The sequence below is a fragment of the Micromonospora sp. RTP1Z1 genome (assembly GCF_033804685.1).
GTDB lineage: Bacteria > Actinomycetota > Actinomycetes > Mycobacteriales > Micromonosporaceae > Micromonospora.
The window spans coordinates 1-25,531 of sequence record NZ_JAPFQV010000039.1; the positions used below are offsets into that span (position 1 = coordinate 1).

Genomic DNA, 25,531 nt, shown 5'->3' on the forward strand with positions numbered 1-25,531 from the left:
AAGGGGGCGGTTGTTGGCGGTGGTGGCGCGCAGGGGGGGGTTTGGGGGGGGGCGGCGGGTTGGGCGCTGGGGGGTGGTGGGGGGCGGGAAGGGGGAGAAGGTCGGTGGGCGGGGATAGGCTGACAGACCTGGACCCCCCGTCCGGCCGGACGCGGGGCAACTGTTGTGTGCCACGCCCCGCGCTGGCCCGGCGACCTCCTTGGAAGTGATCACATGCTCACCGGACTGTTTTCCGCCGCCCTGGCCGACCCCGGGCTGGCCCGGGCGCGTGACCTGGCGCGCTCCGGTGCCGCTCAGGTCGACGGGCTCGACCTAACCGCCCCGGCGGCGTTGCGCCCGTTCGCGGTCGCCGCGGTCGCGGCCGAGCCCGACGGCGCCGTCGGCGGCGGGGGCGCCGGTCGGCCGGTGCTCGCCGTCACCGCCACCAGCCGGGAGGCCGACGACCTCGCCTCGGCGCTGGGCAGCCTGCTCCCGGCGGAGCAGGTGGCGGTCTTCCCATCCTGGGAGACGCTGCCGCACGAGCGGCTGTCCCCGCGTTCCGACACCGTCGGGCGGCGGCTGGCGGTGCTGCGCCGGCTGGCCCACCCGGACTCCGCGGACGCGCACGGCCGCACCGGGCCGCTGCGGGTGGTCGTGGCACCGGTCCGGTCGCTGCTGCAACCGCAGCTCAAGGGGCTCGGCGACCTGGAGCCGGTGCAGTTCGCCGCGGGCGACGAGGCGGATCTGGAGGAGGTGGCCCGCCGGCTCACCGACATGGCGTACGCCCGGGTGGACCTGGTCACCAAGCGGGGCGAGTTCGCCGTCCGCGGCGGCATCCTCGACGTCTTCCCGCCCACCGACGAGCACCCGTCCCGGGTGGAGTTCTGGGGCGACGAGGTGGAGGAGATCCGCACCTTCGCCGTCGCCGACCAGCGCACCATCGAGCAGGTGCCGCAGCTCTGGGCCCCGCCCTGCCGGGAGTTGCTGCTCACCCCGGCGGTCCGCAAGCGCGCCGCCGCCCTCGCGCAGGAGCACCCCGAGCTCGCCGAGATCCTGGACAAGCTGGCCGAGGGCATCCCAGTCGAGGGGATGGAGTCGCTGGTTCCGGCGCTGCTGGGCAGCGAGAGCCTGGAGCTGCTGCTGAACTGCATGCCGGCCGGCACCCACGTGCTGCTCTGCGACCCGGAGCGGATCCGCACCCGGGCGCACGACCTGGTGCGTACCTCCGAGGAGTTCCTCCAGGCCAGCTGGGCCGCGGCCGCCGTCGGCGGCCAGGCCCCGGTCGACCTCGGCGCCGCCGCCTTCAAGACCCTGGCCGAGGTACGCACGGCCGCCCGCGCCCTGCGCCAGCCCTGGTGGACCCTGGCGCCGTTCGGCCTGGTCGAGGCCGACGCCGCCGTCCCGGCCCGGCAGCCCTGGGAGGACGCGCCGCGCGAGGTCGACGTCACCCCCGACGACGCGATCGCGGTGACCCTGGCCGCCCAGCCCGCCCCGCTCTACCACGGCGAGACCGCCCGGGTGGTCGACGACCTGAAGCGCTGGGCCGGTGAGGGCTGGTCGATCGCGCTGGTCTTCGAGGGGCACGGTCCCGCCCAGCGGGCCGTCGAGGTGCTCCGCGACGCCGGCCTCGGCGCCCGGCTCACCGAGGAGATGCCGACCGCGCCGGCCCCCGGTGAACTGCTGGTCAGCTGCGGCTGCCTGACCGCCGGATTCGTGGACGAGGCGTCCCGGTTCGTGGTGCTCACCGGCAACGACGTCACCGGCGGCCGGGGCACCTCCACCCGGGACATGCGCAAGATGCCGAGCCGGCGGCGCAACACCATCGATCCGCTGGAGCTGAAGGCCGGCGACTTCGTGGTGCACGAGCAGCACGGCATCGGCCGGTACGTCGAGCTGGTGCAGCGCACCGTCAACGGCGCGTCCCGGGAATACCTGGTCATCGAGTACGCGGCGAGCAAGCGCGGCCAGCCGGGCGACCGGCTCTTCGTCCCCACCGACCAGCTCGACCAGCTCTCCCGGTACGTCGGCGGCGAGCAGCCCACCCTGCACAAGATGGGCGGCTCGGACTGGCAGAAGTCCAAGGCCCGGGCCCGCAAGGCGGTCCGCGAGATCGCCGCGCAGCTGATCCAGCTCTACGCCGCCCGCAAGGCGTCCAAGGGGCACTCGTTCGGCCCGGACACCCCGTGGCAGCGGGAGCTGGAGGACGCCTTCCCATGGCAGGAGACGCCGGACCAGCTCGCCGCGATCGAAGAGGTCAAGCGGGACATGGAGCAGTCCATCCCGATGGACCGGCTGATCTGCGGCGACGTCGGCTACGGCAAGACCGAGATCGCGGTGCGGGCGGCGTTCAAGGCGGTGCAGGACGGCAAGCAGGTGGCGGTGCTGGTGCCGACCACGCTGCTGGTGCAGCAGCACTACAACACCTTCGCCGAGCGGATGAGCCAGTTCCCCGTCGAGATCCGGCAGCTGTCCCGCTTCCAGACGCCGAAGGAGACCGAGCGGACCCTGGAGATGGTCGCCGACGGCACCGTCGACATCGTCATCGGCACCCACCGGCTGCTCCAGACGGCCACCCGGTTCAAGCAGCTCGGCATGGTGGTCGTCGACGAGGAACAGCGGTTCGGCGTCGAGCACAAGGAGCACCTGAAGTCGCTGCGCGCCTCGGTGGACGTGCTCAGCATGTCGGCCACCCCGATCCCGCGGACGCTGGAGATGGCGATCACCGGCATCCGGGAGATGTCCACCATCGCCACCCCGCCGGAGGAGCGGCACCCGGTGCTCACCTTCGTCGGGGCGCAGGACGACCGGCAGGTGGCCGCCTCCATCCACCGCGAGCTGCTCCGCGACGGGCAGGTCTTCTACCTGCACAACCGGGTCGAGTCGATCGACCGGGCGGCCCGGCGGATCCGCGAGCTGGTGCCCGAGGCCCGGGTGGCGGTGGCGCACGGCCAGATGGGCGAGGACGCGCTGGAGAAGGTGATGGTCGGCTTCTGGGAGAAGGAGTTCGACGTCCTGGTCTGCACCACGATCGTGGAGTCCGGCATCGACATCCCGAACGCCAACACGCTGATCGTGGAGCGGGCCGACCTGCTCGGCCTGGCCCAGCTGCACCAGATCCGCGGCCGGGTCGGCCGGGGCCGGGAGCGGGCGTACGCGTACTTCCTCTACCCGCCGGAGAAGCCGCTCACCGAGCACGCCCACGAGCGGCTGGCCACCATCGCCCAGCACACCGAGCTGGGCGCCGGCATGTACGTGGCGATGAAGGACCTGGAGATCCGCGGCGCCGGCAACCTGCTCGGCGGCGAGCAGTCCGGGCACATCGAGGGCGTCGGCTTCGACCTGTACGTCCGGATGGTCGGCGAGGCGGTCTCCGCGTTCAAGGGCGAGCAGCCCGAGGAGGAGAGCGACGTCAAGATCGACCTGCCGATCGACGCGCACCTGCCGCACGACTACGTCGGGGTGGAGCGGCTGCGCCTGGAGATGTACCGCAAGCTCGCCGAGGCGCGCGACGACGAGCGGCTGCGTGAGGTGGTCGCCGAGCTGACCGACCGGTACGGCGAGCCGCCCGCCCCGGTGCAGAACCTGGTCGCGGTGGCCCGGTTCCGGCTGATGGCCCGCCGGTACGGCCTCACCGACGTGTCGATGCAGGGCAAGCACCTCCGGTTCGGCCCGCTGCCGCTGCCCGACTCGAAGCAGCTGCGGCTCAAGCGCTACCACCCGGACTCGGTCTACAAGCAGGCCACCGACCAGGTCAGCGTGCCCCGCCCCAGCACCCGCCGGGTGGGTGGCGAGCCGCTGCGCGACCAGGCCCTGCTGGAGTGGTGCGCGCAACTCCTCAAAGATGTGCTGGGCGAGCCGGCCATGGCAGGAGCGCGGTGAGCGTTCGCAGGTGGGCGGCGTCACAGCCGTGTACCGGGCGTGAGAGAGTGGCCGGCATGCGTGCTCGCCGTCTCACCGCCGCCGCCAGCGTCGCGGCCCTCGCTGTCCTCTCTCTCAGTGCCTGCGGCCGGTCCGCGCCGGACGTCGCCGCGTACGTGGGTGACCGGACCTACTCGGTCGACCGGGTGGACGCCATCCACGACGAGGCCCAGACGGCGTACGAGGAGTCGGTGAAGGCCTCTGCCGCGCAGCAGGGGGCGACCCCGTCGCCGGAGCAGCTGAAGCTGAACGTGGACCGGCAGGACATCCTCAACCTGCTGGTCGGCGTCGACCTGGGCAAGCGGATCGCCGAGGAGAAGAAGGTGGAGGTGCAGGACCAGCTCAGCGCCGAGCAGATCGGCAAGGAGTTGGGCGTGCCGAACACCGAGTACGCGAAGCTCGCCGCCGAGTGGTACGACCTCTACCTGGGCCTGCAGGCGGGGCTGCCGCCGGCCGAGCTGACCGACGACTCGCGCGGCGACCTCTACGACGCGCTGGTCAAGGGCGGCGTGGCCCCGGCCGGCTGGTCCGCCGACGAGCAGCGCAAGCAGTTCGAGCAGGCGCCGTTCGCCCGCCAGGTCTCCGCGGTGAGCACCGCGCTGCAGGCCGAGGTCAAGAAGCTCGACGTCACGGTCAACCCGCGCTTCCCGGCGCTGGAGATCCCGGCGCTGCTGCAGACCCAGAGCGGTTTCCGCCAGTACGACCTGCCGTACGTCGACGGCAACGGCCAGGTGACCGACGTCTCCACCCCGGAGCCGGTGGCCACCGAGTCGACCGAGCCGGCCGCCTCCTGAGCATGTCCGCGCGGATCGTCCTGCTGGTCACCTCGCCCCGGCTGCCGGCCGGCCTGCTGACCGCGGCCGCCTGGGACGTCGTACGCTCCGCGCCGGTGCTGGCGGGCGCGGAGAGCGGGCTGACTGCGGCGGTCCGCACGGCGGGCGTCGAGGTCACCGTTGTCGACGGCGGCGCGACCCAGGCGTTGCTGGACGCGGTGGCGGCGCACGGGACGGCGGTGTGGCTGGCCGGCCCGGCCGGTGACGAGGCGCTGGCCCGCGAGCTGGGGCTGCGGCTGGCCCGGGCGCCGGGCCTGGCCGAGCTGGAGCTGATGTACGGCTCGTGGGATCCGCCGGGCGCGCGGCTGCTGGACGCGGTCGAGGTGATGGACCGGCTGGCCTCGCCGGGCGGTGACCCGTGGAAGCGGGCGCAGACCCACCGCAGCCTCGCCGGCTTCCTGCTCGAGGAGTGCTACGAGGCGTACGACGCGATCAGCGCCGACGACACCGACGCGCTCCGCGAGGAGTTGGGCGACGTGCTGCTCCAGGTGCTGATACATGCCCGGCTCGCCGAGGATCTGCCCGAGGGTGAGCGGTGGAACGTCGACGACGTGGCCGGCGGGCTGGTCGACAAGATGGTCCGCCGTAACCCGCACGTCTTCTCCGGCGAGCGGACGGGCTCGCTGGACGAGATCGAGGCGAACTGGGAGCGGATCAAGCGCGAGGAGAAGGCCCGCGACTCGGTGCTGGACGGCATCGCGCTGAGCCAGCCCGCCCTCGCCCTGGCCGCGAAGATCCTCGATCGCGCCGCCCGCATCGGCCTGGCCGTCCCGCCCCCGCTCGCCGACTCCCAGGTGGACCCCGAGGCCAGACTCGGCGCCGGCCTCCTCGCCACGGTGGCGGCGGCGCGGCAGGCCGGAATCGACCCCGAAGCCGCCCTCCGCCGCACCACCCTCGCCTACGCGGACGCCGTCCGCACCGCCGAACGCGAGGCCCGCACCAGCGGTCGGTAGGGTCGGGGGATGGAGTCGTTCGTGCCGCTGGCGGAGCGGATCGTGGAGGCGTTGCTGGAGAGCCGGCCGGGGTTGGCCACCTCGGTGGGGGACCACCGGTACGACGACCGGCTGCCGGACCTCTCCGCGGATGCGGTCGCGGCGGACCAGGGGATGCTGAAGGAGGCCGCCGACGCGCTCTCCGAGATCGACCCGGACTCCCTCGACGTCGAGGAGGGCGTCGACCACGCGCTGCTGAGCAGCCTCGTCGACCGGGCGCTGTTCGAGTCGACGGAGATCCGCGCGCACGAGTGGGACCCGCTGCGGCACAACCCGGGCCCGCTGCTGCACGCGCTGCTCGCCCGCCCGTACGCGCCCGTCGAGGAGCGCCTGTCCCACCTGGCCGGGCGGCTGTCGGACGTACCGGACGCGCTGGCGACCGCGCGCGCGACGCTGCGGGACATGCCGCGGATCCACGCCGAGACGGCGGTCGGGCAGTTCACCGGCGTGGCGGCGCTGATCCGCGACGAGGTGCCCCGGCTGCTGGCCGAGGCGCCGGGGCTGTACGGCCGGGTCGAGCCTGCCGCGACCGACGCGATCGCCGCGCTGGAGGAGTTCGTGGCCTGGCTGCGGATCGGCCTGGCCGCCGACGCCGAGCCGGGGCGCGACCCGCGGCTGGGCCGGCGCCGCTGGGAGGCGCGGCTCTGGCACACCCTCGACACCGAGCTGGGCGCCGCCGAGGTGCAGCGCCGGGCCTGGGCCAACCTGGAGCGGGTCACCGCGGCGATCCGCGAGGCGGCCGTCGAGCTGGTCGGCGGTCCGGCCGACGACGAGACGGTACGCCGCGCGCTCGACCTGCTCGCCGCCGAGCACCCGGCCGACAACTCCATCGTCGAGCTGGCCTCGGTCACCCTGGACGAGGCGAGCGACTTCGTCCGCGCCCACGACCTGATCACCCTCGTCGACGACCCGTGCGTGATCCAGGAGATGCCGGAGTTCGCCCGGGGCGTCGCGGTGGCGTACTGCGACTCGCCCGGCCCGCTGGAGACGGCGAACGTGCCGACCTTCTACTGCATCGCGCCGACCCCGGCGGACTGGCCCGCGCACCGGGTCGAGTCGTTCTACCGGGAGTACAACGACCACATGATCCGCAACCTGACCGTGCACGAGGCGATGCCGGGCCATTTCCTCCAGCTCGCCCATGCCCGTCGGCACACCGGCCCGACCCGAGTCCGCCCGCTCACCGAGTCCGGCGTGTTCGTCGAGGGCTGGGCGGTCTACACCGAGGAACTGATGGCCGGTCTCGGCTTCGGTGGCCTGCCGGTGCGGTTGCAGCAGCTCAAGATGCAACTGCGGATGACCATCAACGCGCTGCTCGACCAGCTCGTGCACTGTGAGGACCTGCCCGAGTCGGAGGCGATGGCGCTGATGACCGGGCGCGGCTTCCAGGAGGAGGGCGAGGCGGCCGGCAAGTGGCGCCGGGCGCTGCTCACCTCCACCCAGCTCTCCACGTACTTCGTCGGCTACAGCGAGATGGCCGACATCGCCCGGTCCCGGCCGGACGGGGTGTCGGTGCGCGAGTGGCACGACGCGATGCTGGCGCACGACTGCCCGCCGCCCCGGCACCTGCGCACCCTGCTGGGCGTCTGACCGCCGACTCAGCGTCCGGCGGCGACCGCGTCGATCAGCCAGCGCGAGATGGAGTACGCCGGGGGCAGCTCCGCCGGCAGCGCGTTCACCGGGAACCAGCGCGCCTGCGTCAGCTCCTTCCCGTCGACCATCGGCTCGGCGTCGGGTTCAGTCACGGTGGCGGTGAACCCGGCCAGCAGGGTGCCCGGTCCGGAGATCGCCCAGGGCTGGCTGTCGACGTAGGCGGGCCGGCCGATGGTCAGCCCGACCTCCTCGCCGACCTCTCGGTGGGCGGCCGCCTCCAGCGATTCGCCCGCCTCGACGAACCCGGCCACCAGCGCCCACAGCTCCGTCGGCCCGTAGGCGTGCCGGACCAGCAGTAGCTCGTCGGGGCCGCCGGCCCGGCCAGGGCGGGTGATCGCGACCAGCACCGCGACGGAGAGCGGCAACGGCACGTACAGGTCGCAGCCGGGGCAGCGCCGTGCGGTCTCGCCCGGCACGTCGGCCAGTTCCGCCCGGCACGCCCCGCACCACCGGTGCGTACGCCGCCAGGTGACCACCGCAAGCGCCCGGCCTGCCAGGGTGGCCAGCGGTTCGGGCAGTTCGGCGGCGAGGCCCCGCCAGCCGCGCCAGCGCCCAGGCAGCGACTCGGGGTCGGCCGTCTCGGCCGCCCACGCCGGTACCCCGTCCAGCGTCCCGACAGGCACCCAGTCGATGCCCGAGGGTAGATCGCCGACCCGGGGGAGGTGCCCGCCCGGGGCGGTCAGGAGCTTGCGCCCAGCCACCGGCAGGGCCAGGTCACCCGGCACGGGCGGCCGGCCGCGGTCGGCGCCCGGGACGAATCCAGCCGGGCCGGTCGGCGCGGAGAAGGTCACGACGTCGCCGAGCGGCGGAGGTCCTCCACACCGGCGCCGGGCGGCACGTCGAAGGTGGCCGGGTCGACCGTCTCGGTGTAGCCGGTCAGGGCCACCTCCGCCGGCTTGCCGTCGAGGGTGCCGGTGAAACTGCCCAGCACCCCCTCGGTGGTGACGCAGGCGGTGAAGCGGTTGCCGGACCGGGTGACGTCGACGCAGGTGGCGTGGTGTCCGGCGAGCGTGGTGTCGCTCTGCCCGATGGTCGCCTCCTGGTCGAGGGCGGCCTCGGTGAGCTGTCTGATCACGGCCGGCGGAGTGACCAGGCCGAGCTTGCCGGCCTCCACGTAGGCGGCGACCGACGGCTTGCCGGCGGTCAGCACCGGGGGCAGCACGGTGCACGAGGTCCGGCCGTCGGCCGTCGCGCAGCGGGTGAGCGCCTCCTGGGTCACCGTGATCTTGCCGGCCGGCCAGGTGTACGCCGACCGGAGCGGGTCCTCCGTCTGGGCGATCGAGGCGGTCTTCCCGCCGGGGAGCTGGTAGTCGGCGGCCCAGGTGTGCTCCAGCGCCCGGTCCATCCGGGCGGCCAGGTCGTTGACCAGGTCGGCCCGGCCGAGGGCCTGTCCGGCGTCGTCGAGCGCCTGACACCCGGTGACCGTCAGCGACGCGATGACCGAGGTGGCGAGCACGCGGAGGGTGGTCGAGGCGGCGGGCATGGCGCCCAGCCTTGTCGATCGGGGCAACCTCTCGCAAACCCGTTGTCGGTTGACGCCCGAGAATCCGGGAATGTCCGTCGTGGCGGCGTGGCCGGCGGCGCTTCGGCCCGTCCGGGCGCGCCGGGCCACGACGTGCGCTCGACCGTCGCCCGATACGCTGCGTTCAACACCTGCCTCAGCCGCACCGTCGCGGCCCATACCGGACCGGAACACACAAACGAGGAGCGACTCAGTGGCAACCATCGAGGGAATCGTCGCCCGGGAGATTCTGGACTCGCGGGGTAACCCGACGGTCGAGGTCGAGGTCGGGCTCGACGACGGCACGATCGCCCGCGCCGCCGTACCCTCCGGCGCCTCCACCGGCGCCTTCGAGGCGATCGAGCTGCGCGACGGTGACGCGGACCGCTACCAGGGCAAGGGCGTCGAGACGGCCGTCTCGAACATCGAGGACAAGATCGTCGACCAGATCATCGGGTACGAGGCCAGCGAGCAGCGGCTGATCGACCAGAAGATGCTCGACCTCGACGGCACGGACAACAAGGCCGAGCTGGGCGCCAACGCCATCCTGGGCGTCTCGCTGGCGGTGGCGAAGGCTGCCGCGGGCAGCGCCGAGCTGAGCCTCTTCCGCTACCTGGGTGGCCCGAACGCGCACCTGCTGCCGGTGCCGATGATGAACATCCTCAACGGTGGGGCGCACGCCGACTCCAACGTGGACATCCAGGAGTTCATGATCGCGCCGATCGGCGCGCCGAGCTTCCGGGAGGCGCTGCGCTCCGGCGCGGAGGTCTACCACGCGCTGAAGTCGGTGCTGAAGAAGAAGGACCTGTCGACCGGGCTCGGCGACGAGGGCGGCTTCGCCCCGAACCTGCCCACCAACGCCGCCGCGCTGGATCTGATCGCCGAGGCGGTGGAGAAGGCCGGCTACCGGCTGGGTACCGACATCGTCTTCGCCCTGGACGTGGCCGCCACCGAGTTCTTCGACAACGGCACGTACACCTTCGAGGGCAGCGCGAAGACCGCCGACGAGATGAGCAACTACTACACCAAGCTCATCGGCGACTACCCGATCGTCTCCATCGAGGACCCGCTCTCGGAGGACGACTGGAGCGCCTGGGCCACCCTGACCGCGGCGGTCGGCGAGCGGATCCAGATCGTCGGCGACGACCTCTTCGTCACCAACCCGCAGCGGATCGCCCGCGGCATCACCGAGCGGGCCGCCAACGCGGTGCTGGTGAAGGTCAACCAGATCGGTTCGCTGACCGAGACCCTGGACGCGGTGGACCTGGCCCACCGGGCCGGCTTCCGGTGCATGATGAGCCACCGGTCCGGCGAGACCGAGGACACCACCATCGCCGACCTGGCGGTGGCCACCGGATGCGGCCAGATCAAGACCGGGGCCCCGGCCCGCTCCGACCGGGTGGCCAAGTACAACCAGCTCCTGCGCATCGAGGAGGAACTGGCCGACGCGGCGCGGTACGCCGGTGTGGGCGCGTTCCCGCGTTACCGTTCGGCCTGAGCGCCTAGCTCCGGGGGAGGGGTGTGACGATGCAGCAGCGCCGCACACCGGGTGGTCAGCGTCCCGCCCGTCGGCCGGGTCAGGCCGGCCGGGCGGGCGGGGCCCGGGCCCGGTCGTCGGTCCGCGAGGGTGGCGTCCGCGCCGAGCCGCGCGGCACCGCCGGCCGGTCGCCCGGCGCGGCCCGGGCCGCGGAGGGCGTACGTTCCGCGAGCCGGCCCGCCGCCCGGCGTACGGCTGCCGGCGGCAGTGTCAAGCGGCTCTCCGCACCCCACCCCCGGCGCTTCACCGGGCGCGCCACCGTGCTCTTCGCGGTGTTGATCGCGCTCGCCCTGGCGTACACCTATCCGGTCCGGGTGTACCTGGACCAGCAGGCCGACATCGAGCGGATGGAGGCGTCCCAGGCCGATCAGCGCAGAGTGATCGAAGAGCTCTCCGCCGAGGCGGCCAAGTGGCAGGACCCGGCGTACATCGAGACGCAGGCCCGGGAGCGGTTCTTCATGGGCAAGCCGGGGGAGACGCTGCTGGTGGTGCTCTCCGACCCGGAGGGCGCCGCCAAGGACGCCGGCAAGGGCGCGAAGCCAGGGCCGCCGAAGGCGCCGGATCCCTGGTACGACACGCTGTGGTCGAGCGTGCAGGCGGCCAACGCCGAGCGCCCCGACAAGTGAGCACCAGCTGAGCACCGAACGAGAGATGGCACCGTGACCGTCGTACCACCGCAGGACCCGGCGGCGGGTTCCGTACCCCCGCCGGAGCGGCAACCGGCCACCGAGGCCGACCTGGCCGCGGTGGCCGCGCAGCTCGGACGCCCGCCCCGGGGCACCCGGGCGGTGGCCCACCGCTGCCCGTGCGGCCTGCCGGACGTGGTGGAGACGACGCCCCGGCTGGCCGACGGCACGCCCTTCCCGACGCTGTTCTACCTGACCTGCCCGCGGGCGACGGCGGCGTGCAGCCGGCTGGAGTCGGCCGGGCTGATGAAGGAGATGGCCGACCGGCTAACCACCGACCCGGAGTTGGCCGCCCGCTACCGGGCGGCGCACGAGGACTACCTGACCCGTCGGGCGGCGATCGGCGAGGTGCCGGAGATCGCCGGCATCTCGGCCGGCGGCATGCCCGGCCGGGTGAAGTGCCTGCACGTGCACCTGGGGCACGCGCTGGGCGCCGGGCCGGGGGTCAACCCGTTCGGGGACGAGACACTCGCCCTGCTGGAGAAGTGGTGGGCCGCGGGCCCCTGCGTGGAGGTCCCGGCGGACGAGTGAGTACGGATGAGATGGTCGTCCGGCGGGCGCGCACGGGTGACGTACGGGAGATCCGGCGGCTGGTCGACACGTACACCGACGATCGGCGGCTGCTCAGCAAGGCCACCGTCACGCTCTACGAGGACGTGCAGGAGTTCCGGGTGGCAGTGGCGCCCGACGGCATGATCGTGGGCTGTGGCGCGCTGCACGTGATGTGGGAGGACCTGGCGGAGATCCGGACGGTGGCGGTCGACCCGGCCTGCCGGGGCCGGCGGATCGGGCACCGGATCGTGGGCGAGCTGATCGACGCGGCCCGCGAGCTGGGCGTGGCCCGGATCTTCGTGCTCACCTTCGAGACCCGGTTCTTCGGCTCGTTCGGCTTCCGGGAGATCGACGGGGCGCCGGTGCCGCAGCCGGTCTTCGAGCAGCTGCTGCGCTCGTACGACGAGGGTGTCGCCGAGTTCCTGGACCTGGAACGGGTCAAGCCGAACACGCTCGGCAACACCCGCATGCTGCTGCGCCTCTGAGCGGATGTCCGACGGCCGGTCACCGTGCGCGCCCGACGTCTGCGGGCCGACCGGCACCCCGGCTCCCTTTGCTCTGCTGCCCAATACGCAACAGTCACGAAGCGTGTCCGGCGCGGCTGCGGGAGTTCGGAGGAAAGCACCAGCTCAACACCAGTGTTGCCGATACGTCAGCAGAGCAAAGGCGGCGCACCCCTCCGGTGGTCGGACGTCGACTGTCGCTCCGCGTGACACATGAAGGCTGGTGGCCCTGCGTGAGCAGAGTCGGCTTGGCCGCCCGACGAGGCGGCCTGCCGTAGGGTTGCTGCCGTGACGACGCGTGTGGCCGCCATCGACTGCGGGACCAACTCGATCCGACTGCTGGTCGCCGACCTGCCCGACCCGTCGGCCGGCCCGCAGGCGCCGCTGGTCGACGTGACCCGCCGGATGGAGATCGTCCGGCTCGGCCAGGGCGTCGACAAGACTGGCCGCCTCGCCCCCGAGGCCATCGAGCGCACCCGGGTCGCGCTGGCGTCCTACGCCGCCGAGATCGAGAAGCTGGGCGCCGAGCGGGTCCGGATGTGCGCCACCTCGGCGACCCGGGACGCCGCCAACGCCGCCGACTTCCGGGCCATGGTCGAGCAGACCCTCGGCGTCGAGCCCGAGGTGGTGACCGGCGACGAGGAGGCCCGGCTCTCCTTCACCGGCGCGGTGCGCGGCCTGCCCGCCGACGCCGAGCCGCCGTACCTGGTGGTCGACATCGGCGGCGGCTCGACCGAGTTCGTGGTCGGCACCCGCGAGGGCGGGGTCGAGGCCGCCATCTCGGTGGACATCGGCTGCGTCCGGATGACCGAGCGGCACCTGCACGGCGACCCGCCGACCGTGGACGAAATCGCCGCCGCTCAGGCCGACATCGCGGTCGCGGTGGACCGGGCGCTGGCGGCCGTGCCGGGCCGTGAGGCCGCCACGCTGGTCGGGCTCGCCGGGTCGGTCACCACCGTGGTCGCCATCGCTCAGGGCCTGCGGGCGTACGACCCGGAGCGCATCCACCACGCCCGGGTGTCGTACGAGGCGGTCGTCGACGTCACCGCCGACCTGCTGGCGAAGACCCGCGACCTGCGGCTCGCCATCCCGGTGATGCACCCGGGCCGGGCCGACGTGATCGGCGCGGGGGCGCTGGTACTCCGCGTGATCATGGAGCGGGCCGGCATGCCGTCGGTGGTCGCCTCCGAGCACGACATCCTCGACGGCATCGCCTGGAGCCTCGACCCGCAGAATCAGCGGGCCCGTGTCCGCGACCTCACCGGTGACGTCGCCAAGCGCGATGCCGAACTGCTGCGCCGGCTGGCGGAGTGATGAACTACCTCGATGTCGACGATCTCGTGGAGGTCGCGGCAATCGTGCTGGGCGAGTCGCCGCGGGTCCGGGAACCCGGTCTGCTGTCGTCGGCAACGGTCCGTCCGGCCACCGTCATGTTCGGGCAGGAGTCGTACGTCAACGAGGTTCCGATCAAGGATGTCGACGTGGACCAGGCCGAGGACGTCGTCATGGCGGTGGCCAGCGGTGCGATGACCGGCTTAGGCTCACCGGGTGGCGGTCAAGCGCATCAAGCCCAACATCCGCTCGGAGGACTTCGAGGGGAGCCGTCGGTTCTACACCGACCTGATCGGGCTCGGCGGTGGTGACGGGCTCGACTGGATCCTCTTCTTCGGCGGGGAGACCCGCGAGGTCCAGCTCTCGGTGATGAAGCGCGACATCCGGGCGGGCGTCCACCCCGACGTGTCGATCGAGGTGGACGACGTCGACGACGTGCACGCACGGTGCGTCGCCGCCGGCGCCGAGATCGTCTACCCGCTCACCGACGAGCCCTGGGGGCTACGCCGGTTCTTCGTCCGCGACCCGAACGGCGCCGTCATCAACGTGACCCAGCACGACGAGTAGCAGTCCCGAGCGGGCGGGCGGAGGCCAACCCCAGCACCGCGTGGCTGAGCGCGAACACCAGCAGCACCGCCAGGGGCTACGACGGAAGGGCCGAACACTGGTGTTTTCTTGACGGTACTCTGCAATCCACACTACTGTGGGAAGCGTGGATACCACACAGCTCCTCAAGGGCGTGCTCGACCTCGCGGTCCTCGCCGTGCTCCGGGAGGCGGACGGCTACGGGTACGACATCCTGCGCCGGCTGCGCGACGCCGGCCTGGAGGAGGTCGGCGACGCCTCGGTCTACGGCACGCTGCGCAGGCTCTTCGCCGCCGGCCTGCTCACCACCTACGTCGTGCCCAGCGAGTCCGGCCCGCACCGCAAGTACTACGCGCTCAACGCCGCCGGCCGGGACCAGCTCGCCCGCTCCGGCAAGACCTGGCGCTCCTTCGCCACCACCATGGACGCACTGCTCGACGATCGGGGGATGGCGGCATGACCGTCACTGGGCAGGAGATCGCGGACTACGTCGACCGGGTGCGGGCGGCACTGGCCGACCTGCCGCCGGCCGTCCGCGACGAGTTGACCGAGGACCTGCCGGAGCACCTGACCGAGGTCGCCGCCGAGGCGGACGGCTCGCTGGTCGACCGGCTGGGCGAGCCCGAGGCGTACGCCGCCGAACTGCGCGCCGCCGCCGGCGCGGTCGGGGGCGCCGAGGGTCGGCACCTCGACCGGCGGTTCGCCACCGCCCGGGCCCGACTCGCCGCCCGGCTGCGCGTTGTCGACGCCCGGCTGGGCCCGCTCCTCGGGTACGCCAAGGCGTCCGACTTCCTGCGGTTGCTCCGGCCGGCCTGGTGGGTGCTGCGCGGCTGGCTGGCGGCCCTGCTGGTCTCCGCCGCGCTCGGCGAGCCGCCGGGCCTGCTGCCCCGGCTCGGCGACAGCGCGGTGGCGGGCCTGTTCCTGCTCGCCGGCGGCGTCCTCGCCTCGGTCTGGTTGGGCCACCGCTCCGCCGGCCTGCGGGGCTGGCCCCGCCGCCTGCTGCGCCTCGGCACCGCCGCGTTACTGCTCTTCTCCTTCGCCATGCTCGTCAACGTGGACCAGAACGCCAGGTCGGACGAGTTCGGCTACAAGGGGGTGTCGGTCGGCGACCGGTACGACTCCGTCCAGGACGTCTTCGTCTACGACAGCGAGGGGCGGCTGGTGGAGAACGCGCGGCTGTTCGATCAGAACGGCGTGCCGATCCGGCTCGGCTACCCGTCGTGTGTCGACCCGGCCCAACCGGACGCCGCGCTGCGGACCGGCTACCCGTTCTGCCCGCAACTCGCGCCGTTCCGGCCGCGGCCGCCCGCCGCGGTCCCGGCGCCGCCGGGAGGCCGAGCGCCCGCCGCGACCCCGGCGTCGCCGGGACCGACGGACAGTTCGTTGCCGACGGCTACCGCCACGCCGACCCCGGTCCCCACCGCGACGGTGACCCCGGCCCCGACCAGCACGGCTCCGGCGCCGAGTCCGACCCGCTGAACCAGGCCGAGGGGCGCCCACCGGACCGGTGGGCGCCCTCGGCCTGTCCACGATGGACGGGGTGGGGCAGCGGCTTCCGATCTTGATCGTTACCGTTTGCCCACCCCACCCGGAAGGAACACCTCGTGTCAGAGCAGGTCACCGTGGCTCCCGTACCCCCCGCACCCGACGGCGAGCCGCAACCGGCCGTTCCATCGTTGGCGACGGCCGGGCGGTTTAGGGTCGGCACGGTCCTCGGCATCGTGGTGCTGATCCTCGGCGTGCTGATCGCGCTCGCGGTGGCCGCGGTGCTCAAGCTCGGTCCCGGACCGCTCGGCGGGTTGCTCGGCCGGGACGGCACGGCCGGCGCGAAGGCCGGCGACTGCGTTGCCGAGTTGCCCCGGGTCGCCGGCACCGGGGCGACGTCGGCCGACGACGCCCGCGTCGTCCCCTGCGCCAGCGCCCGGGCCGCGTACGCCGTGGTCGGCCGGGTGGACGACCCGGCGGCGGCGCGGAGCCGCTCGGCGGCGGCGTGCGAGCCGCACTTCCGGCCCGGGGACGACGGTTACGTCCTCTACCGCGTCGGCGGCGGCGGCGACGGCTACCTGCTCTGCCTTGTCCGGAAGGCGAACGGGAGGTGAATGCCACTGTTCCCGCGTCTTCCCCGGCGCGGTGGCGGCGTGGCAGGCTACCGGCACGTAGGACCACTGGGCGACCAGCCAACGATGACTGACCGCTAGGAGGACGGGCCATGGGCGAGACGGTGAGCTTCACCAGCAACGGAGGGGCGAGCGAGGGGTATCTCGCGATACCCTCCGGCGGTGTGGCCAGCCCGGCGGTCATCGTCATTCAGGACTGGTGGGGCCTCGTGCCCCACGTCCGGGCGGTGGTGGACCGGTTCGCCGAGGCGGGTTTCGTCGCCCTCGCCCCGGACTTCCGGCAAGGCGAGCCGGCCAGCAGGCCGACCGAGCCCCGGCAGATGCTGAACGGGCCGCAGATGGACGAGGCGGCGACGGAGATCGCCGCCGCAGCGGATTATCTCGCCGGCCGTCCCGAGGTCACCGGCAAGGTCGGCTGCGCCGGCTTCTGTGCCGGCGCCAGCCTGGCCCTCTGGTCGGCGACGTTCTCCGAGCGGATTGTCGCGACCGCCGGCTTCTACCCCCGGCTGCCCTGGGAGGGCATGCGCTCCGACTGGGCCGACTACGCCGGCAAGGCCGCGCTCGTCCACTGCTCCGAAGAGGACGGCCTCTCATCCGCGGGCGGCGTACAGGCCGCCCGCCGGGCCATCGAGGCGGCCGGCGGCACCTGCCAGACCTACGACTACCCGGGCACGTCCCACGCGTTCTTCAACGAGGACCGGCCGGAGAAGTTCGACCAGCGCGCGGCCGCCACCGCCTGGGCCCGCACCCTGGAGCTCTTCCGGGCCAAGCTTGGCTGAGTCGCGTACCCCCGACGAGGTGGTCGCCCGCGCCGCGCGGGCGACCGACCTCGCCGACCTCGACGGCGCGGTGAGCGACTGCTTTGCCTGCCCCCGCCTGGTCACCTGGCGCGAGGAGGTCGCCCGGGTGAAGCGGGCGGCCTTCCGGGACCAGGAGTACTGGGGCCGCCCGGTGCCCGGCTTCGGCGTCCCCGACGCGCGGATCGCCATCCTCGGGCTGGCACCGGCCGCGCACGGCGGCAACCGCATCGGCCGGATCTTCACCGGCGACCGCTCCGGCGACGTGCTCTTCGCCGCGCTGCACCGCGCCGGCCTGGCCAACCAGCCGACCAGCGTCGCCGCCGACGACGGCCTGGTGGTGCGGGGCACCCGCATCTTCGCCGCGGTGCGCTGCGCACCGCCGGACAACAAGCCCACCCCGGCAGAGCGGGACACCTGCGCGCCGTGGCTGCACCGGGAGGTCGCGCTGATCCGGCCCACCCTGCGCGTCGTGGTCGCGCTGGGTGCCTTCGCCTGGGCCGCGTGGTGGCCGGTGCTGCGCGCCGTGTACGGGGTTCGCCCGCCCAGTCCGCGACCGGCCTTCGGCCATGGGGCACACTGGTCCGGCACATCCGCACCGGCACTGCTCGGCTGCTATCACGTCAGCCAGCAGAACACCTTCACCGGGCGGCTGACACCAGGGATGCTGGACGACGTGTTCGCCCGGGCGAAGCAGCTGGCCGGGGTGGACTGAGAATGCGTGGGGCGGTGGGATGGACCTCGGCGTGCTGCGCAGGTGGTGGCCGATCGCGGCGGTGACGATTCTGCTGGCGGTCGCCTCGTTCTCGGCCGGGCACTCCTCGATCGGGGCCAGCCGGATCCCGCCCGCCGCGGACAACGTCCCCTACGTGCCGGACTACCCCTCCGCCGAGCCCGCGCCCTCGATCGCCGTCGAGCCGCGGGACGCCGCCGAGGCCACCCAGGCGCAGATTCCTTCCTGGATCGCCACCACCGCGATGGTCGTGCTCGGCCTGGCGGCCCTGCTCGCCATCGGGTACGTCGGCTGGACGCTGATCGGTGGTGCCCTGCGGCGTACCACCCGGGCGATCCCGGTGCAGCGGGCCCGGCGTACCGCCGAGGGCACCGCGCGGGACGTGGTGGCGGCGCTCGACGCGAGCCTGGTGGAGTTGGACGACCGGGACACCGACCCGCGGACCGCGGTGATCGCCTGCTGGGTCCGGCTGGAGGAGGCCGCCGAGGAGGCCGGTGTGCCCCGGCTCGCCGGGGACACCCCGACCGACCTGGTCAGCCGGCTGTTGCGCGGCGACCCGGCCGCCGGCGTCCCGGCGATCGCCAGCGCCGACGTGCTGGACGGGTTCGCGCACGTCTACCGCGAGGCCCGGTACGCCACGCACACCGTCGACGAGCGGATGCGCGACCAGGCCCGGGCGGCGCTGCGCCGGCTGCGCGGCGAGCTGACCACCCTCTCCGGCCAGGTGGCGCCGTGAGCGCGAGGAGTGAGCCGATCCTGCGAGCCCCGCAGTCGCGAACAGGGGTGGCGCCGTGAGTACCAGCATCGACGACCTGCTGTCGTTCGAGGAGGAGCCGGCGGGACCGGCCGTTCCGTCCCGCGGCGGCCGGGTACGCCTGGTGCTGCGTACTCTGCTGGTCACCGCGGCGATCGTGGCGGCCGTCGTGGCGGGCCTGCGGGTGGTCGGCCTCCAGGTCTCCCTGTGGATCGTCGTCGCCGGTGTGCTCGCGCTGCTCGCCGTCCGGCGGGTCACCGAGGCGCTGTCGCCCCCGCCGCCGCCCCGGGGCGGTTACCGGGCGCCCGCCGGTGAGGAGCCCGGCAGCTGGAACTGGGCCGCCCGGGACGCGCTGCGCATGGCGATCAACGGCTGGAAGGTGCCGCTGGACTGGTCCGACACCCGGCCCGAACGGTTCACCAAGGTGATCCTGCCCCGGATCGGCGAGCTGGCCGACGAGCGGCTGCGCCAGAAGCACGGCCTCACCCGCGAGTCCGACCCGGCCCGCGCCCGCACTCTGCTGGGGGAGCCTCTGTGGGTGTTCCTCGGCACGCCGTCCCGCCGCACCCCGTCGCCGCGCGAGCTCGCGGCGATCGTCGCCGAACTGGAGAAGCTGTGATGAACGACGTGGACCGGAGCATGCCCCCCGCCGAGGTGGGCCGGCTGGCCCGGGCGGTGCTGGACGCGGTCGGCACGGTCGTGGTCGGCAAGCGGGAGGCCCTGGAGCTGGTCCTCGCCGGCATTCTCGCCGGTGGGCACGTGCTGCTGGAGGACCTGCCGGGGCTGGGCAAGACGCTGACCGCGCGCTGCTTCGCGCAGGCCCTCGGGCTGGACTTCCGCCGACTGCAGTTCACCCCGGACCTGCTCCCGGCGGACGTCACCGGTTCCTTCCTGTACGACCAGCGCAGCGGCGACTTCTCCTTCCGGGCCGGCCCGCTCTTCACCAACCTGCTGCTCGCCGACGAGATCAACCGGACCCCGCCGAAGACCCAGTCCGCGCTGCTGGAGGCGATGCAGGAGAGGCAGGTCTCCGTCGAGGGGGTCACCTACAAGTTGGACGAGCCGTTCCACGTGCTCGCCACCGCCAACCCGATCGAGTACGAGGGGACGTACCCACTTCCGGAGGCGCAGCTCGACCGGTTCCTGCTCCGGGTGTCGTTCGGCTACCCGGACCACGAGGAAGAGTGGGAAGTGCTGCGCCGGCGGATGGCCCGCCGCCGCGAGGAGGCCGAGATCAAGCCGGTGGTCGACGCGGCGACCCTGCGGGCCATGCAGGCCGCGCTGGAGGACGTGGTCGTCGAGGACTCGATCGGCCGTTACGTCGTGTCGCTCACCGCGGCCACCCGGGAGCACCCGTCCGTGCTGGTGGGCGCCTCGCCGCGCGGCTCGCTGGCGCTGCTGCTGCTGGCCCGGGTCCGGGCCGTCTTCGCCGGCCGGGACTACGTGGTGCCGGAGGACGTCAAGGAGGTGGCGGTGCCCGCCCTGGCGCACCGGATCACGCTGCGCCCGGAGATGTGGCTGCGCCGGGTCGACCCGTCCTTCGTCGTCGGTGAGGTGTTGGAGAAGACGCCCGCCCCGGCCAGCGGCGCGCTGCCCAGCTACGCGGCCGGGCGGCCCGGGCGCTGATGACCAGCCGTCACGAGCCGGAGCGGGCGACGGGCTGGGCGCCCACCTGGGCGCTCGGCCGGGCGGTGCTGCTCACCGGGCTGCTGCTGATCGCGGCGGTGCTGTTCGGCCGGACCGACCTGGTGGTGCTGGCCACGCCGTTCGCCCTCGGCACCGCGTACGCGCTGCGCCGACGACCCACCGCCGGTCCGCAGTTGGAGATCAGCACCGGGGACGCACACCTGGTCGAGGGCGGCCCGATGGCCGCCACGGTCGCGATCGGCAACCCGGACACCGTGTCGTACGACGTGGCCGTGGTGCGTACCCGGATGTCGCCGTGGCTGCGGGTGGAGAAGTTCGGCTTCGGCGGGGCGGCCGTGGAGGTGGCTCGCTCCGGGGGTGCCGACCGCCCCCTCGTCACCTCCGTGCCGACGGGCACCGCGGTCGACCTGGAGCTGTCCGGGACGGCGCTGCGCTGGGGCCGGCACCCGATCGGCCCGGCCGGCGCGCGGGTCGCCACCGCGGACGGGCTGCTGGTCTCCCGCGCGGTGATCACCGATTCGGTGCGGATGCGGGTCTACCCGATGACCGAGCCGTTCGAGGCGGTGGAGGCGATGCCCCGCGCGGCCGGGCTGGTCGGCGCGCACCACTCCCGGCGGCCGGGGGAGGGCGGCGAGCTGGCCGGGGTGCGGGTCTACGCCCCCGGTGACCGGCTGCGCCGGATCGACTGGCGGGTTTCGCTGCGGGCCCGCCAGTTGCACGTCGTGGCCACCCTCTCCGACCGGGACGCAGAGGTGGTGCTGCTGCTCGACGTGCTGGCCGAGGCGGGCCGCTCCGGGGGCGTCAACGGTCCCGCGTCGGTGCTGGACACCACGGTCCGGGCGGCCGCCGCGATCGGCGAGCACTACCTACACCGGGGTGACCGGGTGGCGATGCTGGAGTACGGCCCGGCCGCCCGCCGGCTGCGCCCGGCCACCGGTCGTCGGCAGTACCTGACCGTGCTGGAGTGGCTGCTCGACGTGCACGCCGAGTCCTCCCCGCACGAGCCGTACGACCAGGTGTTCGGGCCGCAGGTGCTGTCCGCCGACGCGCTGGTGGTGGTGCTCACCCCGCTGCTCGACGAGCGTTCGGCGCAGATGCTGGCCCGGCTCGCCCGGGGTGGTCGGTTCGTGGTGGCGGTGGACACCCTGCCGGCCGATCTGCCGCCGCCGAAGGACCGGGGCTGGGCCGAGGTGGCGTACCGGTTGTGGCGGCTGGACCGGGACACGATGATCGGTCAGCTCCGCGAGCACGGCGTGCCGGTGGTGCGCTGGGCCGGCGCGGGCAGCCTGGACCAGGTGCTCCGGGACGTGGCCCGACTGGCCACCGCCCCCCGGGTGGGTGCCCGGTGAGCGCGAGGAACGCAGCGCAGCGGAGTCCCGCAGTCGCGAACGAAGGTGGGCCTCAGTGAGCGCGAGGAACGCAGCGCAGCGGAGTCCCGCAGTCGCGAACGAAGGTCGGCACCGATGAACGACATGCTGGATGGGCTGAACGAGCGGGTCCGGGCGGCGCGGTACGCGGTCGCCCGGGTCAGCCTCGCCCCCCTCCTGGTGCGGTTCGCCGTCTTCGTGACGGTGCTGGTCGGCTTCCTGCTGGCGTACCCCGTGGAGGTGTTCGCGGCGCGGGCGCTGCTGGCCCTGACGGTGGTGGCGGTGCTACCGGCGGTGGGGCCGCGCCGGGTCTGGCCGACCTTCGCGGCGCTGGTCACGGTCGGCGGGTGGCTGCTGGCCGCGGCCGGGTTCGACCGGCCGATCGCGCTGTGGCGGCTGCTCGCCGTGGCCACGCTGCTCTACCTGGCGCACACCCTCTGCGCGCTGGCCGCGCTGCTGCCCTTCGACGGGGTGGTCGACCCGGACCTGATCCTGCGGTGGTTGACTCGGGCCGGCGGGGTGGTGCTCGCCAGTGCGGTGCTCGGCACCCTGCTGGCCGGGCTCGGCGGGGTGGGCGCGGATCGGGGTTTCCAGGCCGCGACGGTGGCCGGACTGCTGGTCGCGGTGGCCCTCAGCGCGTTACTGGGGTGGCTGTTGCGTCGCAGATAGCGGGACGGTGCAGGACGTTGTGCAGGTCACAGGTGTTGTGCTCCGTCACAGAAGAGGGTCTCGGACGGGATTACCCGAGCCGCGCGGGGAAAGATAGATGACGTGAATCCGAAGCGGATCCTTGTCGTGGGTGCCGGGCACGTCGGCCTGTACGCCGCTCTGCGCCTGTCCAAGAAGCTGAGCTCCCGTGAGGCCGAGGTCGTCGTCGTCGACCCGCAGCCGCACATGACCTATCAGCCGTTCCTCCCCGAGGCGGCGGCCGGCAACATCTCGCCCCGGCATGCTGTGGTGCCGCTGCGGCGCGAGTTGCGCAAGTGCAAGGTCGTGGCCGGCACGGTGACCCGGATCGACCACGACCGGAAGACGGCGATCGTGCAGCCGATCACCGGCCCGACCCGGGAGATCCAGTACGACCACGTGGTCGTCGCCCCCGGCTCGGTGTCCCGGACGCTGCCGATTCCGGGCCTGCACGAGCACGGCATCGGGTTCAAGACCATCGGCGAGGCAATCTTCCTGCGCAACCACGTGCTGGACCGGCTGGACGTGGCGGCCGCGACGACCGACCCGGATGTCCGCCGTTCCGCGCTGACCTTCACCTTCGTCGGCGGTGGTTACGCCGGCATCGAGGCGCTGGCCGAGATGGAGGACATGGCGCGGGACGCGATGCGTTACTACCCGGAGCTCAAGCCGGAGGACATGTGCTGGGTCCTGGTCGAGGCCACCCAGCGGGTGCTGCCCGAGGTCGACCGGGACATGGGCGCCTACACGGTGCAGCAGCTGCTCAAGCGGAACATGGACATCCGCCTGGACACCCGGCTGGAGTCCTGCGTCGACGGGGTGGTCAAGCTCTCCGACGGCGACAGCTTCCGCTCCGACACCATCGTCTGGACGGCCGGCGTGAAGCCGTCGCCGATGCTGGACGCCACCGACTTTCCGCGCGACGAGCGCCGGCGGGTCACCTGCCTGCCCACCCTGCAGATCGTGGACGGCGATCGGGTGGTCGAGGGCGCCTGGAGCGCCGGCGACTGCGCCGCGGTGCCGGACCTGACCAAGGAGCCGGGCAACTTCTGCTCGCCCAGCGCGCAGCACGCGGTCCGGCAGGCCGCCCGGATGGCCGACAACATCACGAACGTGGTCCGCGATCGCGAGCCGGTCAACTACAAGCACAAGCACGTGGGCAGCGTGGCCAGCCTCGGCCTGCACAAGGGCGTGGCGCAGGTCTACGGGGTCAAGATGACCGGCTGGCCGGCGTGGTTCATGCACCGGACGTACCACATGTCCCGGATCCCGTCGTTCAACCGCAAGGTCCGGGTCGTGGTCGACTGGTCGCTGGCGTTCTTCCTCAAGCGTGAGGTGGTCGCCCTCGGTCAGCTGCACGACCCGCGTGAGGAGTTCGCGGAGGCCTCCCAGCCGCTCGGCGCGCTGCGCCGCTGAGCGTCGCCGAACGGGCCCGTCGCCACGTTTGTCGTGGTGACGGGCCCGTTCGCCATCTCGGCCCGTCAGCCGGCGGCCGAGGGCGTGCCGTCCGCCCGCCGGTGGATCAGAAGCGCCAGGTCCAGGCGTCGGCGATCCGGGTGCCGGGGCCGAAGAGCTGCTCCAGCGTGCCGCGCAGGGTGTCCGCGTGCGGGGTGTCGTCGGTCAGCGCCACACACGACGCTCCCCAGAAGCGGACGTCCCGGACGGCCTGCCGGCGCTGCTCGTCGCCGACCGCCGCCGGCACGCCCCGCTTGGCCACGTCGGCCAGCAGCGCCGAGGTGGGGCGCTTGTAGGTGCCCATGGTGGCCGAGCCGCCCCGGCCGTACGGGCCGATGAAGAAGCCCTCGGGCATGCCGAACTCGGCGTCCGCCGCGGCCGCCCAGCGCATCGGCCGCGGGTCCTTCGGGGTGGCCGGCGGCACGGGGACCAGCACCCCGCCAGGGCGTACGCACTGCCGCCAATGTCCGGCGGTGACGAACTCCGGCAGCGCCGGCCGGTCGGTGGTCGGCAGCGGCGCCGGGAAGACGCTGAGCAGCGCCGCGCCGACCGCGAGGGGGACCAACCGGCGGGCCCGGCCCCGCTCCCGCAGGGCGCGGTCCACCGCGAGCGTCAACAGGGTGCCGATCAACGGCAGCAGGGCGAGGCCGAACCGCATCGGCAGCGCGCCGTCGATCACCGGCAGGCCGTTCAGCAGGGCGTACGGGCCGGGCAGCGCGGTCTGTTCGCCGGAGATCACCAGTACCGGGCCGAGCGACAGCGCGCCCATCACCAGCGCCCCGGCGACGCAGGCGACGACCACCGGCCGGCGACCGAGCCAGATCGCGCAGGCGGCGGTGACCAGCAGCAGCGGCCAACCGAGGAACGTGTTGTACTCGGCCGGGCCGGTGGTCAGTCGGGACGAGGTGTCGCTGCCGGCCACGGCGAGCGGGGAGATCGTCCACCAGCTGCTCAGGTCGGCGGAGAAGTAGTGCGGGCTGAACATCCCGTCGGCGACCCCCTGCGGTCCGGCGAACTGGTACCAGAGCGGGTACGCGAGCACCAGCAGCGCCAGGCCGGCGGCGAGCATCAACCCGCCGCCGAAGGTGGGCAGGGCCTGCCGGAGCAGCGGCCGGTCGACCACCGCGTACGCGACGGCCATCACCAGCAGGGTGAGCGCGGTGAGGAAGAGCACCTCCTCGCCGACGAAGACCTGGACGGTGACCACCGCGGCCAGCCCGACCGCCGAGGTGGCCCCCCGGCGGTGGTCCGGCCCGTCCAGGGTGCCGGCCGGGTCGGCGGCCCGGAGCAGGCGGACCACCAGCCAGACGATCACCGGCACCAGCCACTGCGCGGTCATGTGCAGGTGGCTGTTGGTCTGCGAGATCATCCCCGGACCGAAGCCGCACAGCGCGGCGCCGAGTCCGGCGGCGAGCCGGCGGGCCCGCAGCGTCCGGGTGAACAGCAGGTACCAGGCGACCGCCGTGCCGGCCAGGTTTCCGGCGGCCAGCAGCGCGAAGGTGACCGGCGCGCCGACCAGCAGGGTGACGGGGGCGAGGAGCACGCCGAGCGCGATCACCGTGGTGTTGGTCATCAGGTTGACCCCGTCCGGCGTGTTGAGCCGGTCGGTGAGCAGGCTGAAGTCGCCGAGCAGGGCGCGCGAGTCGACGGCCAGGAACCACTCGAAGAGGGTCTGGTCCTCGGGGTTGAGCGCGAGCATCCGCTGCCCGGGCGCGGGCCACAGCCCGTGGGTGAGCCAACCGGCCAGCAGCGCGAAGAGCAGCCCGGCCAGCAGGTCCGCGCGGTAGCGGACCGCGGTGGCCAGCAGGCGGGCCGACCGGGACGGGCGGGCGAACTCCGACTCGAGGCGGACAGCCTGGTCGGGGTCGGGCCCGGGGGCCGTACGGGCTGCGCTGGTCACGGC

General features: G+C 73.4%; 23 protein-coding genes and 1 pseudogene. 21 read left to right on the forward strand and 3 right to left on the reverse strand.

Annotated features, from left to right (window positions below; genetic code table 11):
- Positions 1-213 precede the first annotated feature (213 nt).
- From mfd to SLP03_RS19695, 4 genes are read left to right on the forward strand one after another with little or no spacing between them, the layout of a single operon-like run.
- Complete coding sequence (gene mfd / locus SLP03_RS19680; RefSeq protein WP_319462079.1) at positions 214-3,858, forward strand: transcription-repair coupling factor; 3,645 nt, start codon at positions 214-216, stop codon at positions 3,856-3,858.
- A 56-nt stretch (positions 3,859-3,914) separates the two neighbouring features.
- A complete protein-coding gene (locus SLP03_RS19685; RefSeq protein ID WP_319462080.1) occupies positions 3,915-4,691 on the forward strand; it encodes a hypothetical protein in 777 nt (258 codons plus the stop codon).
- 2 nt (positions 4,692-4,693) lie between these two features.
- The gene (locus SLP03_RS19690; RefSeq protein ID WP_319462081.1) at positions 4,694-5,683 is read left to right on the forward strand and encodes a nucleoside triphosphate pyrophosphohydrolase; all 990 of its coding nucleotides are present in this window, start codon (positions 4,694-4,696) and stop codon (positions 5,681-5,683) included.
- Between the two features lie 9 nt (positions 5,684-5,692).
- On the forward strand, positions 5,693-7,312 hold the full coding sequence (locus SLP03_RS19695; RefSeq protein WP_319462082.1) for a DUF885 domain-containing protein: 1,620 nt from the start codon (positions 5,693-5,695) through the stop codon (positions 7,310-7,312).
- 8 nt (positions 7,313-7,320) lie between these two features.
- Here the strand turns inward: SLP03_RS19695 and SLP03_RS19700 are convergent, their stop codons facing one another.
- Complete coding sequence (locus SLP03_RS19700; RefSeq protein ID WP_319462083.1) at positions 7,321-8,166, reverse strand: NAD(+) diphosphatase; 846 nt, start codon at positions 8,164-8,166, stop codon at positions 7,321-7,323.
- Positions 8,163-8,858, reverse strand: coding sequence for a hypothetical protein (locus tag SLP03_RS19705; protein ID WP_319462084.1), 696 nt, complete (start codon positions 8,856-8,858; stop codon positions 8,163-8,165). Before SLP03_RS19705 ends, SLP03_RS19700 begins: the two co-directional genes overlap by 4 nt.
- Before the next feature lie 232 nt (positions 8,859-9,090).
- Here SLP03_RS19705 and eno point away from each other — a divergent pair, with 232 nt between their 5' ends.
- The 17 genes and pseudogenes from eno (at position 9,091) to SLP03_RS19790 (ending at position 23,589) form a co-directional block, all read left to right on the forward strand.
- On the forward strand, positions 9,091-10,374 hold the full coding sequence (gene eno / locus SLP03_RS19710; RefSeq protein WP_319462085.1) for a phosphopyruvate hydratase: 1,284 nt from the start codon (positions 9,091-9,093) through the stop codon (positions 10,372-10,374).
- Positions 10,375-10,403: 29 nt separating this feature from the next.
- A complete protein-coding gene (locus SLP03_RS19715; protein ID WP_319462086.1) occupies positions 10,404-11,039 on the forward strand; it encodes a septum formation initiator family protein in 636 nt (211 codons plus the stop codon).
- A 33-nt stretch (positions 11,040-11,072) separates the two neighbouring features.
- Positions 11,073-11,630, forward strand: a complete 558-nt coding sequence (locus SLP03_RS19720) for a DUF501 domain-containing protein (protein WP_319462087.1) — start codon at positions 11,073-11,075, stop codon at positions 11,628-11,630.
- An 11-nt stretch (positions 11,631-11,641) separates the two neighbouring features.
- On the forward strand, positions 11,642-12,136 hold the full coding sequence (locus tag SLP03_RS19725; RefSeq protein WP_319462130.1) for an amino-acid N-acetyltransferase: 495 nt from the start codon (positions 11,642-11,644) through the stop codon (positions 12,134-12,136).
- 318 nt (positions 12,137-12,454) lie between these two features.
- Positions 12,455-13,378: pseudogene (locus SLP03_RS19730) on the forward strand (exopolyphosphatase); the annotation flags it as partial.
- 324 nt (positions 13,379-13,702) lie between these two features.
- Positions 13,703-14,053, forward strand: coding sequence for a VOC family protein (locus tag SLP03_RS19735; RefSeq protein ID WP_319462088.1), 351 nt, complete (start codon positions 13,703-13,705; stop codon positions 14,051-14,053).
- A 145-nt stretch (positions 14,054-14,198) separates the two neighbouring features.
- Positions 14,199-14,531, forward strand: a complete 333-nt coding sequence (locus SLP03_RS19740; protein WP_319462089.1) for a PadR family transcriptional regulator — start codon at positions 14,199-14,201, stop codon at positions 14,529-14,531.
- Positions 14,528-15,550 (forward strand): HAAS signaling domain-containing protein, encoded by a 1,023-nt coding sequence (locus SLP03_RS19745; RefSeq protein ID WP_319462090.1) that lies wholly within the window; start codon positions 14,528-14,530, stop codon positions 15,548-15,550. The genes SLP03_RS19740 and SLP03_RS19745 overlap by 4 nt, the downstream gene beginning before the upstream one ends.
- A 125-nt stretch (positions 15,551-15,675) precedes the next feature.
- The gene (locus SLP03_RS19750; RefSeq protein WP_319462091.1) at positions 15,676-16,170 is read left to right on the forward strand and encodes a hypothetical protein; all 495 of its coding nucleotides are present in this window, start codon (positions 15,676-15,678) and stop codon (positions 16,168-16,170) included.
- Between the two features lie 110 nt (positions 16,171-16,280).
- Positions 16,281-16,967: a dienelactone hydrolase family protein gene (locus SLP03_RS19755; protein WP_319462092.1), complete on the forward strand. Its 687-nt coding sequence runs from the start codon at positions 16,281-16,283 to the stop codon at positions 16,965-16,967.
- On the forward strand, positions 16,960-17,700 hold the full coding sequence (locus SLP03_RS19760; protein WP_319462093.1) for a uracil-DNA glycosylase: 741 nt from the start codon (positions 16,960-16,962) through the stop codon (positions 17,698-17,700). The genes SLP03_RS19755 and SLP03_RS19760 overlap by 8 nt, the downstream gene beginning before the upstream one ends.
- A gap of 19 nt (positions 17,701-17,719) precedes the next feature.
- A complete protein-coding gene (locus SLP03_RS19765; RefSeq protein WP_319462094.1) occupies positions 17,720-18,454 on the forward strand; it encodes a DUF4129 domain-containing protein in 735 nt (244 codons plus the stop codon).
- Between the two features lie 55 nt (positions 18,455-18,509).
- Complete coding sequence (locus tag SLP03_RS19770; protein WP_319462095.1) at positions 18,510-19,091, forward strand: hypothetical protein; 582 nt, start codon at positions 18,510-18,512, stop codon at positions 19,089-19,091.
- On the forward strand, positions 19,091-20,098 hold the full coding sequence (locus SLP03_RS19775) for a MoxR family ATPase (protein WP_319462096.1): 1,008 nt from the start codon (positions 19,091-19,093) through the stop codon (positions 20,096-20,098). Before SLP03_RS19770 ends, SLP03_RS19775 begins: the two co-directional genes overlap by 1 nt.
- The gene (locus tag SLP03_RS19780) at positions 20,098-21,468 is read left to right on the forward strand and encodes a DUF58 domain-containing protein (RefSeq protein WP_319462097.1); all 1,371 of its coding nucleotides are present in this window, start codon (positions 20,098-20,100) and stop codon (positions 21,466-21,468) included. The genes SLP03_RS19775 and SLP03_RS19780 overlap by 1 nt, the downstream gene beginning before the upstream one ends.
- A 123-nt stretch (positions 21,469-21,591) precedes the next feature.
- Positions 21,592-22,155, forward strand: a complete 564-nt coding sequence (locus tag SLP03_RS19785) for a hypothetical protein (RefSeq protein WP_319462131.1) — start codon at positions 21,592-21,594, stop codon at positions 22,153-22,155.
- Between the two features lie 102 nt (positions 22,156-22,257).
- Complete coding sequence (locus SLP03_RS19790) at positions 22,258-23,589, forward strand: NAD(P)/FAD-dependent oxidoreductase (protein ID WP_319462098.1); 1,332 nt, start codon at positions 22,258-22,260, stop codon at positions 23,587-23,589.
- Positions 23,590-23,695: 106 nt separating this feature from the next.
- Here SLP03_RS19790 and SLP03_RS19795 read toward each other — a convergent pair whose 3' ends face one another.
- Positions 23,696-25,528 carry a hypothetical protein gene (locus tag SLP03_RS19795; RefSeq protein ID WP_319462099.1) on the reverse strand — a complete coding sequence of 611 codons (1,833 nt, stop codon included), beginning with the start codon at positions 25,526-25,528 and terminating at the stop codon, positions 23,696-23,698.
- Positions 25,529-25,531 lie beyond the last annotated feature (3 nt).